A 15,996-nucleotide genomic window follows, 5' to 3' on the forward strand; every position below is an offset into this window, starting at 1 on the left:
TCCACTTGAAACGCTATTTCATTCTTTCCTTTGGTTATTTTTGTGACGCCAGTGGCATTCACCTTTCGCATCTTGCCGTGTGACGTGCCGGTAGTGGCATGGAGCGGAAGGTCGCCCCCGCGTTCACTTTTTACACTTGCCCTATCGAACCATCCCCTGCGATGCGTTCATACACGTACTCCTACTCTGATTAGAATGAAAACAAGAGGGTTCTATGAATAGCGCAATTCTCCTCGGGCTTTTCTGGCATTTTGTCGGTGCCGCCAGCGCGGCCTGCTTCTATGCCCCGTTCAAAAAGGTCCGTCACTGGTCATGGGAAACCATGTGGTCATTGGGCGGTTTCCTCTCCTGGATTATTTTGCCCTGGAGCATCAGCGCCCTGCTGCTGCCCAATTTCTGGGGCTATTTCGGTTCATTCAGTTTTTCTACCCTGCTGCCGGTGTTTTTGTTCGGTGCCATGTGGGGCATCGGGAATATCAACTACGGGTTGACCATGCGCTACCTTGGCATGTCGCTCGGTATCGGTATCGCCATTGGTATTACCTTGATTATCGGCACCCTGATGACCCCGCTGTTGCAAGGCAAATTTATGCAACTGTTTGGCACCACTGGCGGGCAGCTAAGCCTGGTCGGCGTGGGGGTAGCGCTGATTGGCGTGGGCGTGGTGAGTTACGCCGGTTTGCTGAAGGAACGTGCGCTCGGCATTCGTGCACAAGAGTTCAATTTGAAGAAAGGGCTACTGCTGGCCGTAATGTGCGGCATTTTTTCTGCGGGCATGTCGTTCGCCATGGATGCGGCCAAACCGATGCATCAGGCAGCAGAGGCGCTTGGCCTGAACCCACTCTACGTGGCACTGCCAAGCTATGTGGTGATTATGGGCGGCGGTGCCATTGTCAACCTGGGTTTTTGTTTCCTGCGTTTAGCCATGAGCCCTACTATCTCGATTAAAGCCGATCTGTCACAGGCCAAAACGCTGCTGATCACCAATGCGCTGTTTTCCATTCTCGGCGGCGTGATGTGGTATTTGCAGTTCTTCTTCTACGCCTGGGGCCACGCCAATATTCCGGCCGATTACACCTACCTCAGTTGGATGCTGCACATGAGTTTCTACGTGCTGTGCGGCGGCATTGTCGGGCTGTTACAGAAAGAGTGGAATAACGTGGGGCACAAACCGGTTAGCGTGCTGGTGCTGGGCGGGCTGATCATTATTCTCGCGGCCAACATCGTGGTGATGGGCATGGCATCCTGATACCCTTTTACGGGCCGCTCTCGAATGCAAACACTGCCGGAGCGGCGTGTAACACCCTGCCAACATTGCACCATCTGTCGCAAAATACGCAATAATAATCATTAATAACAACAAGATAATGTTACATGGTCAATAATACTTACATAATCAAATATTATGCAACATCGGTGTTTTTCCTATAAAACAATTAGTTATGTAAATCCCGCTTTTATTTCACGTTATAAAATAAATTAAGGAATATTATACCATAAAATCATTTACTTACAGAGATATTGTCTATGGCGGTTAGAGCTATTTTTAGAAATAAACTGCGGTAAAATTCGTTATTCAAGGAGAAAGAGAAATGCAACTACGCACCACAAGGGATAAAATTCTGGTGGCATTGCTGGTGGGGATCATCGCCGGTGTGGTCTGCGCCCTGGCTAAATTTGGTTGGGAAATCCCCTTCCCGCCGCGTACGCCTCTGCGTGATCTGACCAACCCGCCGCAGCAACTGTTGCAGCAAATGGGCATGTCTTTCGATATGTCTCACCTGAGCTACCTGTACAACGGCAACCCTCGCCCGATCATGAGCTTTATCATGCACTTCGGCTTTTCAATCACTTTCGCGGTGATCTATTGCGTGGTGGCGGAAGTGTGGCCGAAGATTAAACTGTGGCAAGGTGCGCTGTATGGTCTGGTGTTGCACGTGGTGTTCCACGTCTTCCTGCTGCCGCTGATGGGCACCGTGCCTGCTCCGTGGGATCAGCCGTTCGCTGAACACTTCTCCGAAATTTTCGGCCACATGTTCTGCTTCTGGCTGGTGGAAATTGTGCGACGCGATCTGCGTAACCGTATTACCCACGCACCGGATGTGGACGAGGTTGCTCGCTGAGTTTAGCCGTTCATCCTGCCAGAAAACGCTGGCGATAGGCGCTGGGTGATATGCCCTGCGCCTGATGGAACACCACCGAGAAGTAGTTACTGTCGTCAAAACCGCACTGCGCCGCCACTTCACCAATGGTCTGCCTGTCGTAACGCAACAGCTCCATCGCCTTGCACAACCGCAGTTGGCGCAGGTATTGGGCCACGCTCATCCCGGTTTCCTGCTTAAAGCGCGCGCCCAACCCGCGCACGCTAAAGTCATGCTGCTGGCAGAACGCATCAAAACGGAATGGGCTGCCGATACTGGCTCTCAGCGCCAGCATCAGCAGATCCAACTGGTGCGCATCGGCCAGTTGTGGGCTATCGGGTAAATGGCGGTAACGCAGCGCCAGCAGCGCAATCTGCAACAGCAGCACTTCGCTGAGCTGCAACGACAGAGTGTCCGACTTCATGCACTCCTGTGCCAAATCATCCACCTTGTCGCGCAGCGTATCCATGCCCGCCGAGCCCAGGCACCAGTAGCGCTGAGATTGCGGCACGTCAGCCCCCGGCAGCAGGTTATGCCAGTCGGTGGGCAGCGTCAGCCGATCGCGAATAAACAGGATATTGTCCAGTTCCAGATCGTTTACCGACTCATAGCTGTGACGATCGTTGGCGCTGACGTAGAACAGATCGCCACGCGTAATGCGGTAGGGCACGTCGTTCCACAAGTGCAGACCGTTGCCGCGCCACACGATGACTAACTCGTCGAAATCATGATGATGCAGAGGAAAGTCAGGCTGAGGGTGACGCTCTGCCACCCGTACCGCTTGCTTATCGGTAAGGAAATAGTCTTCCGTTTGCAGCTTCAAACCGCGCGTCATGGTCACACTCACCTCACCCGCACTGGCGTTGTGTTATTCCGCAGCACTCCCCGTATGCTGACGTACGGATTTGGGCGCCACAGAGAACGCCTTGCGAAACTGCGTGGAAAAGTGATTACTGTCGCTGAAACCGCACGCATGCGCAATGGTCGTAATCGATTCATCGCTCTGCTGCAAGCGGCGGCGCGCTTCCAGCAAGAGTAAACGGTTAAGATAGCGCTGTGGCGTCATGCCGGTATTCTGCTTTAACTGGCGGTGCAGGGTACGCAGCGGCAGCGCAAAGTGATCGGACAATTCCCCCCAATTCACCTCTTCACAGTAATTGTTTTGCAACCAGCCGAGCAGCGCCTGCACCCCGTGTCGATCGCCATCCAGGCTCTGGGTCTGGAAACATTTTTGCCGTAATAGCACCAGAATTTGCAAAAACACGCTTTCGCTGGCGGCGATATCTTCTGGTGTATCGCGCTGGGCCAACAGCGCCAGGCGCTCCAGCAGTCCTTTCAGTTGCTGCATGGTCGGCGCATTGACCTGCCACTGACCTTGCCACTCACCGTTGGGCCCGTAGGGCAGGAAGGGAGCGATATCAGACAGGAAACGAAAGCCGCGCGGCGAGCGGTAGAGCACATTGGTCAGGAACAGGCCGTCAACGTCTTCGAACAGGTGGCGATCGTTATCACGAATAAAAAACACCGCACCGCTGCATAACGCAAACGGCTGGTCGTTGAAAACATGCACGCCCGCCCCCTGCTCCACCAGCACGATTTCCCAGAAATCGTGATAATGCTCAGGAAACGCCTGTTGCGGCGCACGCGGCTCCACGGCAACGGTCACCGAGCGAGAAACGAAAAACTCATCACCTTGTAGCAACGTCATTTCAAGCCCCCTGTGTTTCTGCTTTGCAACAATGCAAACATCGATAGAAAACAGCCTACCCACCCCGGTGAGATTTCACCTTCAAATCCCGACGTTTCGTTTTCAGGGTGACGTCATTTTTCAAAGATTTCACCGCCAATTCACGGAAGTGTGGGTAGGATCACAGGAGCAACAGGCACGGGATAACGCGCACTGATATCAACGAAGTGTGACGCCTTTCACGGCCAGCTTTGCCATTTTGCCAACCAGCTCTGTCCCATGGCATTCACTGGAAGGCGACGCGCTTACCGGCTCTTTACACTGCGCAACATGAATTAGTGAAAGAGGAACGGCAATGGCGGTGAAGAATATCGTCGCAGTGGATTTAGGCGCCTCCAGTGGCCGGGTCATGCTGGCAACATGGCAAGTCAAGAACAGGCAACTGGCGCTCAAAGAGATCCATCGGTTTACCAACCGTCTGGTAGAACAGGACGGGCACCATCTGTGGGATCTGGATGCGCTGGAACAGGAAATCCTCACCGGCTTGCACCGCATCACCGACAGCGGCATTCTTCCGGACAGCATCGGCATCGATAGCTGGGGCGTGGATTATGTGCTGCTGGATGCCGCCGGCGAGCGCGTCGATCTGCCCTATGCCTACCGCGATCACCGCACCGATGGCGTGATGGCGCAAGCCATTGCAGAGCTGGGTGCCGAGCATATCTATCATCTGACGGGCATTCAGTTTCTGCCGTTCAATACCCTGTATCAGTTGAAAGCCTGGCGCAGCGCCAACCCCGGCAACATCGACAGCATTGCCCATTTTCTGATGATCCCGGACTATCTCCACTACCGCCTCACCGGTAGCCTCGGCTGCGAATACACCAACGCCAGCACCACTCAGCTACTCAATTTGCACACCAAAAACTGGGATGCGTCGCTGCTGGCATGGCTCGATCTGCCTGCGAGGTGGTTCAGTACCCCTGCACAACCCGGAAAAACGCTCGGTGCCTGGACCTCCCCGGCAGGTGATGCCATACCGGTGATTACCGTCGCCACACATGACACTGGCAGCGCTGTAGTGGCCGCACCGTTGACTGAAGGCGACAGCGCCTACCTGAGCTCTGGCACCTGGTCACTGATGGGCATTGAAAGCGATGTACCCTACCACGATACGCGCGCACTGGCGGCGAATGTCACCAACGAAGGTGGCATCAACGGCACCTACCGCGTCCTGAAAAACATCATGGGCATGTGGTTACTGCAACGCGTGGCGCTGGAGATGAACATTGCCGATTTGCCCGCATTGATTCGCGATGCCAGCGCATTGCCAGCGTTCACGCGTTTAATTAACCCGAACGACGATCGTTTTATCAATCCGCCGTCGATGTGTGAGGCCATTCGCGCTTTCTGCCGCGAGCACCAGCAGAGTGAGCCCGTTACCCAGGCCGAGTTCGCCCGTTGCATCTTTGACAGCCTGGCGCTGCTGTACCGCCGCGTCCTGCTGGAGTTGGGAGAGTTGCATGGCACACTGCTACGCCAGTTGCACATTGTGGGCGGCGGGTGTCAGAACGCATTTCTCAACCAACTCTGCGCTGATGTTTGCCAGATACCGGTATTGGCAGGCCCGGTGGAAGCTTCGACGCTCGGTAATATCGGCTGTCAGTTGATGGCGCTTGACGCCATCCCCAATCTCACTGCTTTTCGTCAGCAACTGGCGGAGAGCTTTCCATTACAACGTTATATCCCCCGTTCTATTGACGATTTTGCCGGACACTGGCGCCGTTTTGAGGCGCTGTGCCACGCCAGTGAGGAGCTTACCGTATGAATACCGCCATTGAATCGGCCTGGCAGTTGGCCAAGGCGCGCTATGCCGCGCTCAACGTTGATGTCGAGGCTGCCCTGAAGCAACTGGATAACATCCCCGTCTCCATGCATTGCTGGCAAGGGGACGATGTGGTGGGCTTCGAGCAGTCCGCAGGCGCACTCACTGGCGGTATTGCCGCGACCGGCAACCATCCGGGCAAAGCGCGCACCGCCGATGAACTGCGCGCCGACCTTGAGCAGGCTTTCCGCCTGATTCCGGGGCCCAAGCGTCTGAATCTGCATGCGATTTACCTGGAATCCGATGAACCTGTCGCACGTAACGCCATCGAACCGAAACACTTTAGCCGCTGGGTGGCCTGGGCCAAAGAACAGCATTTGGGGTTGGACTTTAACCCCACCTGTTTCTCGCACCCGCTCAGCAGCGACGGCTTCACCCTCTCCCACCCGGATGAGAACGTGCGCCGTTTCTGGATTGAACACTGTCAGGCCAGTCGCCGCATTTCGGCCTATTTTGGCCGCGAGTTGGGCACGCCTTCCGTGATGAACATCTGGGTGCCGGACGGCATGAAAGATCTCACCATCGATCGTCTGGCATTTCGCCAGCGCCTGTTAAACGCGTTGGATGAAGTGATTGCCGAGCCGCTGGATGCGCAGCACCACATAGACGCGGTTGAAAGCAAGCTGTTCGGCATCGGCGCAGAGAGCTTCACCGTGGGCTCCAATGAATTCTATCTTGGCTACGCCACCAGTCGCGGCACCGCGCTGTGCCTTGATGCCGGCCACTTTCACACAACGGAAGTGATCTCCGACAAGATCTCCAGCGCCATGTTGTACGTACCGCGCCTGTTACTGCACGTTAGCCGCCCGGTACGCTGGGACAGCGACCACGTGGTACTGCTGGACGACGAAACGCAAGCCATCGCCCATGAGATCGTGCGCCACAATCTGTTCGATCGCGTTCATATCGGCCTCGATTTCTTTGATGCCTCCATCAACCGCGTTGCTGCCTGGGTCATCGGCACGCGCAACATGAAAAAAGCGCTGCTGCGCGCCCTGCTGGAACCCACCGAGCAACTGCGCCAGTTGGAACAGGAAGGCGACTACACCGCGCATCTTGCACTGTTGGAAGAGCAGAAATCGCTGCCGTGGCAAGCCGTGTGGGAACACTACTGCCAGCGCCACGATGTGACACCGGGCAGCGAATGGCTGCAACAGATACGCCATTATGAACAAACCATTCTTCGTCAACGTCAAGGGTAAGTGATTATGCAAGCAATTCTGTCTTCCTGGTTTGTACAAGGCATGATTAAAGCCACTAGCGATATGTGGCTCAAAGGCTGGGACGAACGCAATGGCGGCAACGTCAGCCTGCGCCTCGATGCCAAAGACGTCACGCCCTACGAGAGCGATTTCACTCCAACGCCACGCCACGAAGCGCTGTCACTGGCGATGCCGGAGCTGGCAGGCTGCTGGTTTATCGTGACCGGTTCGGGCAAGTTCTTCCGCAACGTACAGTTAGATCCGGCGGATACGCTGGTGTTATTGCAGGTGGATGACGATGGCAAAGGCTACCGTATTTTCTGGGGCTTGACCGGCAGCGGTTTGCCTACCTTTGAGCTGGCGGCACACTTCCAGTCGCACATCGTGCGCATGGCGGCCAGCCAGGGACGCGATTATTACGTCGCGGCATCATCACCTCAGGCGTTATCGTCTACTGATAATGCGAGACATCCGTGGCGCACACCCGCAGCCGATGACCATCCGGGTCCTGCGCCACAAAGGTGTAGCCGAACTCCAGACGCGTTGGTTCAGCCACGATGGTGACGCCTTGTGCCACCCACGCGTGGTAAAGCACATCCACATCGCTGTCCGCTGCCTGACTCACGCACAGTTCGATGCCGCCCACCTGCGGCTGCGGCGGTGAGAATATGCCTTGGCGCGCCTGTAAACCGAGTGAGAATTCAGGCTGTAGCGCAAACAGGGTGAAATCGGGGAAGGTTTCCAACGGCGGCGCGCCAAGCAAGGTTTGATAAAAACGGGCGCTGACATCAACATCCTGTACATACAGGATCAGGCTGCTTGGGGAAAAAGTCATCACGTACTCCTTGTCACAATGAAGGGCCTGCGCAAGCGGCATCAGGCCTGTGAGCACGTTATCGGTATCGTGTGTCAGTTTCTGTCAGTAGGCTTTGGGTCCGGCGGAGTTTCCGTGTCAAACACGCTTTTTCGCCAGGCTTGCAGCAATTGCTCACGACGTTTGGGAAAACGATCGGGCAAACGCATCAGCGTCGCAATGCGATCGGTACGAAAATGACGGAAATCCTGCCGCAGTTCGCACCAGGCCGCCAGCAGTTGCGTTTGATCGAAGTACCCCAATGCTAATGGCCATAGCGTGCGCGTTGAGTGCTGGTTTTTAAGATCACAATAGACAATGTCTATCCGCTGCTCCTGGCGAATCGCCAACCGCAGTTGGTACATCACGTCGTCGTCACTTTTATGCGCTTCGCTCGGGCCAACGCGCAGCCCAGAGTGTTCCATCACATAGTGCAACGGCTGCGGAAGTACCGCGCCAATCTTTCCCAGCGCCGATTGCGCGGCGGCCGCGAGGTGGCTGTCACCGCGTTCATTCACCCAACGGGCTCCCAGCGCAAGGGCCTCCAACTCTTCAGGGGAGAACATCAGCGGCGGCAGCATATAACCCGGGACGCAGCAGATAGCCCACTCCCGCTTCACCCTCGATGCTGGCCCCTTGTGCTTGCAGGGTGCGAATATCGCGATAAAGCGTGCGCAGGCTGACACCAAGCTGCTCGGCTAACTGCTCTCCCCTCACCGGGAAGCGGTGCTGGCGTAATAGCTGTAATAACGCGAGTAAGCGCTGCGCACGCGACATAACACACTCTCTGTATAACATTATCGTTTAGCGCCATGATGCGCTGCTTTACCCCATCATGACATTTCTGATGACATAAGTGGGAAAATAGGTGCGGAATGACGGTTTGTATGGTTATTTCGGCATTGTTTGGCGCGCGTTTGCTGGCGCTTACCCAAGATCCGTCGCGAGAAGTTTTTTCATGTAACGTAACTAGTTAGCGCCAGGCTAATGATGTCTGTGATGGTTATCACTAATTCTTATGTTCTTTCGGAATTTTTACCTGACATTAACGTTTTTAACAAGCGTTGTTGCTCATTGATTCATCATTTGACATAAGATGTTTCATGTTTTTTTATGGTGATAATTTCTGTTTTAACAAAAATTTAAAGATTATTATCTGGTAGTTTGATTGAATTTTGTGATTTTATTTAATTTTTTTTATGATTTTTCAGATTGTATGCTATTGTTGAAGATGTGGCGATTTTGTAAATCCACACCCATTATATTGACGTTAGGGTGATCTGTTGCCACATTGACGGGGTTGGAAGAGGGGACAACGGATTGTCAGGCTGATGCCGGGTTCGCAAATCTATCCGCAGGCCACTCTCATATACTGCCTCGTCTCCCTCCTTATTAAGTGAATTGTAGCCTTCGGGCAAAAAAGTACAGACCACAGCCACCACATGACGTGCTGCGTCGATGCTGATGAGAACGGCCTCTTGTCGGCGGCGAGTAAAAATATCCTGGTCTGACTTTCATCAACACACAACATCCACAATGGAGTACACGTAATGGAAAAATCCTTGGCAAAATCAAGGGTGCTCAAAATCGGACTCGGCTTGCTGGCCATGTCTGTGGCAGCCGGTCTCCAGGCAAAAACCCTGGTCTATTGCTCCGAAGGTTCTCCTGAAGGTTTTAACCCGCAACTGTTTACGTCCGGCACCACCTTTGATGCCAGCTCAATTCCTATTTATAACCGTCTGGTTGAATTCAAAAGCGGTACTACCGAAATTGAGCCGGGCCTGGCAGAAAAATGGGACATCAGCGAAGATGGCAAAACCTATACTTTCCATCTGCGTAAAGGCGTGAAGTGGCAAGACGGCAAAGAGTTTAAGCCGACGCGTGAATTCAATGCGGATGACGTGCTGTTCTCCTTCCTGCGTCAGCAAGATCCGAACCATCCGTATCATAAAGTGTCTGGCGGCAGCTACGAATACTATCAAGGCATGGGCATGCCGGAACTGATCAGCAAAATCGAAAAAGTGGACGACTATACCGTTCGTTTCGTGCTGACCCGCCCGGAAGCGCCGTTCCTGGCCGACCTGGCGATGGACTTTGCGTCGATTATGTCCGCAGAGTACGGTGCCAACATGCTTAAAGCCGGCACCCCGGAGAAGATCGACCTGAACCCGATCGGTACCGGTCCGTTCCAGTTGCAACAGTACCAGAAAGACTCCCGTATTCTCTACAAAGCGTTTGATGGCTTCTGGGGCAAGAAACCGGGCATCGATCGCCTGGTATTCTCCATCACGCCGGATGCGTCCGTGCGTTATGCCAAGCTGCAAAAAGATGAGTGCCAGATCATGCCGTATCCTAACCCGGCCGATCTGTCCCGCATGAAAGAAGACAAAAACATCACGCTGCTGGAAAAACCCGGCTTGAACGTGGGTTACCTCTCTTTCAACGTGCAGAAAAAACCGCTGGATAACGTGAAAGTGCGTCAGGCACTGACCTACGCGGTAAACAAAGGCGCCATCATTGATGCGGTGTATCAGGGCGCAGGCCAGGCGGCCAAGAACCTGATCCCACCGACCATGTGGGGCTTTAACGATGACGTGAAGGATTACTCCTACGATCCGGAAAAAGCCAAAGCATTGCTGAAAGAAGCGGGCATGGCTGATGGCTTCACCGTGGATCTGTGGGCGATGCCGGTGCAACGTCCGTACAACCCGAACGCACGCCGTATGGCGGAAATGATCCAGTCTGACTGGGCCAAAGTTGGCGTGAAAGCCAAGATTGTCACCTACGAGTGGGGCGAGTATCTGAAATGCGCCAAAGCGGGTGAACATCAGACGGTGTTGATGGGATGGACCGGCGATAACGGGGATCCGGATAACTTCTTCGCGACCCTGTTCAGCTGTGACGCGGCAGAAAAAGGCTCTAACTACTCCAAGTGGTGCTACAAGCCGTTTGAAGACTTGATTCAGCCTGCGCGCGAAACGTCCGATCACCAGAAACGTATTGATCTGTACAAACAGTCACAGGTTGTGATGCACGATCAGGCTCCTGCACTGATTGTTGCCCACTCCACGGTCTATGAGCCTATCCGTAAAAACGTGAAAGGTTATGTGATCGAGCCGCGTGGCGTACACAGCTTCAATAACGTGACCCTGGATTAATTCAGCCTGCCATTTCATGGGCACCCTGGCCCTGCCCCGAACGTACCGTTGGTGCGTTTGGGGCGGGGCTTTGGTGCCCGTAAAAATCTAGCTGTGAGCGCATTGATAAGCCTGTCAGCCTATGAGCCGTCAGGCACTTATATACAGAGAGTTCGGGATATGTTTCAGTTCATACTCCGGCGTTTGGGGCTGGTTATCCCAACGTTTATTGGTATTACCCTACTGACGTTTGCCTTTGTGCACATGATCCCCGGCGACCCGGTGATGATTATGGCAGGCGAACGCGGCCTTTCTCCTGAGCGCCATGCGCAGCTGCTGGCTGAGCTGGGGCTTGATAAGCCGCTATGGCAGCAATATGTCACCTATATCAACGGTGTGCTGCACGGCGATCTGGGTATTTCCCTCAAGAGCCGCATCCCGGTGTGGGATGAGTTTGTGCCGCGCTTCAAGGCTACCCTGGAACTGGGTGTCTGCGCGATGCTGTTTGCTGTGGTTGTCGGTATTCCGGTTGGCGTGCTGGCAGCGGTTAAACGCGGTTCCATTTTCGATCACACGTCTGTCAGTCTGGCTCTGACCGGTTACTCCATGCCGATTTTCTGGTTGGGCATGATGTTGATCATGCTGGTGTCGGTCAACCTCAATCTGACGCCTGTCTCGGGCCTTATCAGCGATACGGTGTTTCTCGACGACAGTCTGCCGCTGACCGGCTTTATGCTGATCGATACCCTGTTCTTCGGTGAGCCGGGCGATTTTATCGATGCCGTAATGCACATGATTTTACCCGCCGTGGTGCTGGGCACGATCCCGTTGGCGGTGATCGTGCGGATGACCCGCTCCGCCATGCTGGAAGTGCTGGGTGAGGATTATATCCGTACCGCGCGCGCCAAAGGGCTGAGTCGCCTGCGTGTCATCGTGGTGCATGCGCTGCGCAATGCCATGTTGCCAGTGGTCACCGTGATCGGTCTTCAGGTAGGGACGATGTTGGCAGGGGCGATTCTGACCGAAACCATCTTCTCCTGGCCGGGACTGGGACGCTGGTTGATTGATGCGCTGCAACGCCGCGACTATCCGGTGGTGCAGGGGGGTGTGCTGCTGGTGGCGACCATGATCATTCTGGTCAACCTGCTGGTCGATCTGTTGTACGGCGTGGTGAATCCGCGCATTCGACACAAGAAATAAGGGGAGAGGCGAAGATGACTCAAGTCACTGAACCGGCTGTTGATAATGCGCCCGTGCCGATGACTCCGCTACAGGAATTCTGGCATTACTTTAAACGTAACAAAGGCGCGGTGGTGGGCCTGGTGTATGTGGTGCTGATGTTGATTATCGCCATTGGCGCCAACGTGCTGGCACCGCATGCGCCCGCAGAGCAGTTCCGCGATGCGCTACTGCGTCCGCCGGTATGGCAGGAAGGCGGTAGCTGGCAGTTTCTGCTTGGCACCGACGATGTAGGCCGCGATATTCTTTCGCGCCTGATGTACGGCGCACGCCTGTCGCTGCTGGTCGGCTGTCTGGTGGTGGTGCTGTCACTGATTATGGGTGTGGTTCTTGGTTTGCTGGCGGGCTACTTTGGCGGCATGGTGGACACCGTCATCATGCGCGTAGTGGATATCATGCTGGCGCTGCCCAGCCTGCTGCTGGCGTTGGTGCTGGTGGCGGTGTTCGGACCGTCCATCGTCAATGCGTCGCTGGCGCTGACCTTCGTGGCGCTGCCGCACTATGTGCGCCTGACGCGCGCGGCGGTGCTGGTTGAGGTCAACCGCGATTACGTTACCGCTTCCCGCGTGGCGGGGGCTGGCGCGATGCGTCAAATGTTCATCAATATCTTCCCCAACTGTCTGGCACCGCTCATCGTGCAGGCATCATTGGGCTTCTCCAACGCCATTCTCGACATGGCCGCATTGGGTTTCCTCGGCATGGGCGCACAGCCGCCAACGCCGGAGTGGGGCACCATGCTGGCCGACGTGTTGCAGTTTGCGCAGAGTGCCTGGTGGGTCGTGACCTTCCCTGGCCTTTCGATCCTGCTCGCGGTGTTGGCGTTTAACTTGATGGGGGACGGCTTGCGTGACGCTCTCGACCCCAAACTCAAGCAGTGATCCGGGGGAAGAGATGGCATTACTCAACGTAGAAAAACTGTCGGTACATTTTGGCGAAGGGAATAACCCGTTCCGCGCCGTTGACCGCGTCAGTTACAAAGTAGAACAAGGGCAGGTGGTCGGCATTGTCGGCAAATCCGGCTCCGGTAAATCGGTCAGTTCGCTGGCTATCATGGGGTTGATTGATTTCCCCGGCAAGGTGATGGCAGACAAGCTGGAGTTCAACCAGCGCGATCTGAAAAGCATTTCGGAAAAAGAACGGCGTCAGTTGGTCGGCTCCGAAGTGGCGATGATCTTTCAGGACCCGATGACCAGCCTTAACCCCTGCTACACCGTAGGCTACCAGATTATGGAAGCCATCAAGGTGCATCAGGGCGGTAATCGCAAAACGCGCTATCAGCGTGCTATCGATTTGCTGACGCAGGTGGGCATCCCCGATCCGGCTTCGCGGTTAGACGTGTATCCGCACCAACTGTCAGGCGGGATGAGCCAGCGCGTGATGATCGCAATGGCGATTGCCTGTCGGCCCAAACTGCTGATCGCCGATGAACCGACTACCGCACTGGACGTGACCATTCAGGCGCAGATCATTGAACTGCTGCTGGAATTGCAGCAGCGGGAAAACATGGCTCTGATCCTGATCACCCACGATTTGGCGTTGGTGGCGGAAGCGGCCCACCACATCATCGTGATGTATGCCGGTCAGGTGGTGGAATCCGGTAAAGCGGCGGATATCTTCCATGCGCCGCGCCACCCGTATACTCAGGCGTTGCTGCGTGCGTTACCGGAATTTGCGGTTGATAAATCACGTCTGGCCTCGCTGCCGGGCGTAGCACCGGGCAAATATGACCGACCGTTGGGCTGCTTGCTTAACCCTCGCTGTCCCTACGCCAGTGCGCGTTGCCGTGAAGCAGAGCCCGAATTGCGTGACATTCCGGGCCGTCAGGTGAAATGTCATACACCGCTCGATGATGAGGGGAGGCCCGTCGCATGAGCCAGAGCATGAATGCCGCCGGGCAGCATTACCTGTTGCAGGCGATCGATTTAAAGAAACACTACCCGGTAAAAAAAGGGTTCTTTGCCCCTGAACGCGCGGTGAAAGCGCTGGACGGCGTCTCCTTCACCCTGGAGCGTGGCAAAACGCTGGCGGTGGTGGGGGAATCAGGGTGCGGTAAATCGACCCTTGGCCGCTTGCTGACCATGATCGAAACCCCGTCTGAGGGCGAGCTTTACTACCAGGGGCAGGATCTGCTGAAACCGGATCCTGCCGCGCAGAAGTTGCGTCGCCAGAAGATCCAGATCGTGTTCCAGAATCCTTACGGATCGCTCAACCCGCGCAAGAAGGTGGGGCAGATCCTGGAAGAGCCGTTGCTGATCAATACCGAACTGTCCAAGGCTGAGCGTCGTGAAAAAGCACTGTCGATGATGGCAAAAGTCGGCCTGAAAACCGAGCATTACGACCGCTATCCACACATGTTCTCCGGCGGCCAGCGTCAGCGTATCGCCATTGCGCGTGGCCTGATGCTAGACCCTGACGTGGTGATTGCCGATGAACCGGTGTCGGCGCTGGACGTGTCGGTGCGTGCACAGGTACTGAACCTGATGATGGACCTGCAACAAGAGCTGGGTCTGTCCTACGTATTCATCTCCCATGACCTGTCGGTGGTTGAGCATATTGCCGATGAAGTGATGGTGATGTACCTGGGTCGCTGCGTGGAGAAGGGCAGCAAGGAGGCGATTTTCAACAACCCGCGCCACCCTTACACCCAGGCGCTGCTGTCAGCGACGCCGCGTCTGAACCCGGCGTTGCGCCGCGAGCGTATCAAGCTGATTGGGGAACTGCCCAGCCCGCTCAATCCGCCGCCGGGCTGTGCATTCAACGCGCGCTGCCAGCATCGTTTTGATACCTGCGTCCAGTTCCAACCAACGTTGAAAGCCTATGGCGATCAACTGATTGCCTGCTTTGCCGTCGACAGGGATGAAGCCGGTTCTGCTTAAGTAAAAAACGGGTGCACCGACGGGAAGAAACTCCCCATGTCGGTGCACCTGAAACCATGTTGCACCGCTACGGCGCGCCGTTACCTCGCTCCTTTCCTTTAATATACTTTAATTTCAATAAGTTAATTTTGTCATGGCGATTGCTTTTCTGACTGCGTAGGGCAGCACAGAACTGACAGGCTGTGTGCGCTAAATGGCTGGCTAGGGTTCCGGTCCACTGCGGTGGATGCTGGTCCGAGAGCTGGCGACCTCCAGGTCGGGGTTACACGGCGGGATAAAAGCCCGGGAGACAGCAAGCCAATAGGCATTCTGCTGCTCCTGCACCCCGAAACCAGACTGGAGACCTCCCCCATGAAAATGACCCGTCCGTTTGGACTTGTTATCGCGTGCGTGCTCGCACTCTCGAGTTTTTTCTCCCACGCGGAATCCCGCAAAAGTTTCAACGTGTGCTGGACCATCTATGCAGGCTGGATGCCGTGGGGCTATACCAGCACCAGCGGCATTATCGACAAGTGGGCCAAAAAGTACGGCATCGAGATCAAGGTGACGCAGCTTAACGACTATGTCGAATCCATCAACCAATATACCGCCGGACAATTTGATGGCTGCACCATGACCAACATGGATGCTCTCACCATTCCGGCTGCTGGTGGTGTGGATACCACGGTACTGCTGCCGGGCAGTTTCTCCGAAGGCAATGACGGCGTGGTGATGAAAGGCAAAGGGAAAACGCTGGCCGACCTTAAAGGCATGAGCATTAACCTGCCGGAGCTGTCGGTTTCCCACTATCTGCTGATTCGCGGTCTGGAACATGCCGGGCTGGCAGAGCAGAAAAGGACGTACGCATCGTCAATCCGTCATTCCGCACCTGATTTTTCTTTTTTCGGGACTTGACGGTATTCTGAAGTTCTGAATTTATTACTGCTTTTTGCAGACCAATCAGCATGAGTACTCCCCACGTTACCATCCGTAACCT

The 15,996-nt window shown here is 55.2% G+C and carries 12 protein-coding genes, 3 pseudogenes and 1 riboswitch; of the genes and pseudogenes, 11 read left to right on the forward strand and 4 right to left on the reverse strand.

Features of this window, described 5'->3' with window-relative positions:
• The first annotated feature begins 214 nt into the window (after positions 1-214).
• Complete coding sequence (rhaT, locus tag ACTBDZ_RS02990; protein ID WP_438814184.1) at positions 215-1,249, forward strand: L-rhamnose/proton symporter RhaT; 1,035 nt, start codon at positions 215-217, stop codon at positions 1,247-1,249.
• 343 nt (positions 1,250-1,592) lie between these two features.
• Positions 1,593-2,123, forward strand: a complete 531-nt coding sequence (locus ACTBDZ_RS02995) for a YagU family protein (RefSeq protein WP_438814185.1) — start codon at positions 1,593-1,595, stop codon at positions 2,121-2,123.
• Positions 2,124-2,133: 10 nt separating this feature from the next.
• On the opposite strand, the gene ACTBDZ_RS03000 is transcribed toward ACTBDZ_RS02995, so the two are convergent.
• A complete protein-coding gene (locus ACTBDZ_RS03000) occupies positions 2,134-2,976 on the reverse strand; it encodes a helix-turn-helix domain-containing protein (RefSeq protein ID WP_438814186.1) in 843 nt (280 codons plus the stop codon).
• Between the two features lie 33 nt (positions 2,977-3,009).
• Positions 3,010-3,849 carry an HTH-type transcriptional activator RhaS gene (rhaS, locus tag ACTBDZ_RS03005; RefSeq protein WP_438814187.1) on the reverse strand — a complete coding sequence of 280 codons (840 nt, stop codon included), beginning with the start codon at positions 3,847-3,849 and terminating at the stop codon, positions 3,010-3,012.
• A 334-nt stretch (positions 3,850-4,183) separates the two neighbouring features.
• Here rhaS and rhaB point away from each other — a divergent pair, with 334 nt between their 5' ends.
• From rhaB to rhaD, 3 genes and pseudogenes are all read left to right on the forward strand, one after another.
• The gene (gene rhaB, locus ACTBDZ_RS03010) at positions 4,184-5,656 is read left to right on the forward strand and encodes a rhamnulokinase (protein ID WP_438814188.1); all 1,473 of its coding nucleotides are present in this window, start codon (positions 4,184-4,186) and stop codon (positions 5,654-5,656) included.
• Positions 5,653-6,915, forward strand: a complete 1,263-nt coding sequence (locus tag ACTBDZ_RS03015; protein ID WP_438814189.1) for an L-rhamnose isomerase — start codon at positions 5,653-5,655, stop codon at positions 6,913-6,915. The genes rhaB and ACTBDZ_RS03015 overlap by 4 nt, the downstream gene beginning before the upstream one ends.
• Before the next feature lie 6 nt (positions 6,916-6,921).
• A pseudogene (gene rhaD, locus ACTBDZ_RS03020) lies at positions 6,922-7,329 on the forward strand (rhamnulose-1-phosphate aldolase); the annotation flags it as partial.
• A gap of 37 nt (positions 7,330-7,366) precedes the next feature.
• Here the strand turns inward: rhaD and ACTBDZ_RS03025 are convergent.
• Together ACTBDZ_RS03025 and ACTBDZ_RS03030 are read right to left on the reverse strand one after the other, a co-directional pair.
• Positions 7,367-7,750 (reverse strand): VOC family protein, encoded by a 384-nt coding sequence (locus tag ACTBDZ_RS03025; protein WP_438814190.1) that lies wholly within the window; start codon positions 7,748-7,750, stop codon positions 7,367-7,369.
• Positions 7,751-7,824: 74 nt separating this feature from the next.
• Positions 7,825-8,545 (reverse strand): annotated as a pseudogene (locus ACTBDZ_RS03030) (helix-turn-helix transcriptional regulator).
• 773 nt (positions 8,546-9,318) lie between these two features.
• On the opposite strand from ACTBDZ_RS03030, the gene dppA reads away from it, so the two are divergent.
• The 6 genes and pseudogenes from dppA to ACTBDZ_RS03060 form a co-directional block, all read left to right on the forward strand.
• The gene (gene dppA / locus ACTBDZ_RS03035) at positions 9,319-10,926 is read left to right on the forward strand and encodes a dipeptide ABC transporter periplasmic-binding protein DppA (RefSeq protein WP_438814191.1); all 1,608 of its coding nucleotides are present in this window, start codon (positions 9,319-9,321) and stop codon (positions 10,924-10,926) included.
• 159 nt (positions 10,927-11,085) lie between these two features.
• The gene (dppB, locus tag ACTBDZ_RS03040) at positions 11,086-12,105 is read left to right on the forward strand and encodes a dipeptide ABC transporter permease DppB (RefSeq protein ID WP_438814192.1); all 1,020 of its coding nucleotides are present in this window, start codon (positions 11,086-11,088) and stop codon (positions 12,103-12,105) included.
• 14 nt (positions 12,106-12,119) lie between these two features.
• On the forward strand, positions 12,120-13,022 hold the full coding sequence (gene dppC / locus ACTBDZ_RS03045; protein ID WP_438814193.1) for a dipeptide ABC transporter permease DppC: 903 nt from the start codon (positions 12,120-12,122) through the stop codon (positions 13,020-13,022).
• Positions 13,023-13,035: 13 nt separating this feature from the next.
• Positions 13,036-14,016, forward strand: coding sequence for a dipeptide ABC transporter ATP-binding protein (gene dppD / locus ACTBDZ_RS03050; RefSeq protein WP_438814194.1), 981 nt, complete (start codon positions 13,036-13,038; stop codon positions 14,014-14,016).
• Positions 14,013-15,020, forward strand: coding sequence for a dipeptide ABC transporter ATP-binding subunit DppF (dppF, locus tag ACTBDZ_RS03055; RefSeq protein WP_438814195.1), 1,008 nt, complete (start codon positions 14,013-14,015; stop codon positions 15,018-15,020). Before dppD ends, dppF begins: the two co-directional genes overlap by 4 nt.
• Before the next feature lie 190 nt (positions 15,021-15,210).
• Positions 15,211-15,311, forward strand: a riboswitch (guanidine-I (ykkC/yxkD leader).
• A gap of 60 nt (positions 15,312-15,371) precedes the next feature.
• Positions 15,372-15,851 (forward strand): annotated as a pseudogene (locus ACTBDZ_RS03060) (putative urea ABC transporter substrate-binding protein); the annotation flags it as partial.
• Between the last annotated feature and the right edge of the window lie 145 nt (positions 15,852-15,996).

The sequence above is a fragment of the Symbiopectobacterium sp. genome (assembly GCF_051710365.1).
In the GTDB taxonomy this organism is placed as follows: domain Bacteria; phylum Pseudomonadota; class Gammaproteobacteria; order Enterobacterales; family Enterobacteriaceae; genus Symbiopectobacterium.

Coding starts and splice junctions, on each gene's coding strand:
- rhaT (WP_438814184.1), top strand. CDS start 215: ATGAATAGCGCAATTCTCCTCGGGCTTTTCTGGCATTTTGTCGGTGCC.
- ACTBDZ_RS02995 (WP_438814185.1), top strand. CDS start 1,593: ATGCAACTACGCACCACAAGGGATAAAATTCTGGTGGCATTGCTGGTG.
- ACTBDZ_RS03000 (WP_438814186.1), bottom strand. CDS start 2,976: ATGACGCGCGGTTTGAAGCTGCAAACGGAAGACTATTTCCTTACCGAT.
- rhaS (WP_438814187.1), bottom strand. CDS start 3,849: ATGACGTTGCTACAAGGTGATGAGTTTTTCGTTTCTCGCTCGGTGACC.
- rhaB (WP_438814188.1), top strand. CDS start 4,184: ATGGCGGTGAAGAATATCGTCGCAGTGGATTTAGGCGCCTCCAGTGGC.
- ACTBDZ_RS03015 (WP_438814189.1), top strand. CDS start 5,653: ATGAATACCGCCATTGAATCGGCCTGGCAGTTGGCCAAGGCGCGCTAT.
- ACTBDZ_RS03025 (WP_438814190.1), bottom strand. CDS start 7,750: ATGACTTTTTCCCCAAGCAGCCTGATCCTGTATGTACAGGATGTTGAT.
- dppA (WP_438814191.1), top strand. CDS start 9,319: ATGGAAAAATCCTTGGCAAAATCAAGGGTGCTCAAAATCGGACTCGGC.
- dppB (WP_438814192.1), top strand. CDS start 11,086: ATGTTTCAGTTCATACTCCGGCGTTTGGGGCTGGTTATCCCAACGTTT.
- dppC (WP_438814193.1), top strand. CDS start 12,120: ATGACTCAAGTCACTGAACCGGCTGTTGATAATGCGCCCGTGCCGATG.
- dppD (WP_438814194.1), top strand. CDS start 13,036: ATGGCATTACTCAACGTAGAAAAACTGTCGGTACATTTTGGCGAAGGG.
- dppF (WP_438814195.1), top strand. CDS start 14,013: ATGAGCCAGAGCATGAATGCCGCCGGGCAGCATTACCTGTTGCAGGCG.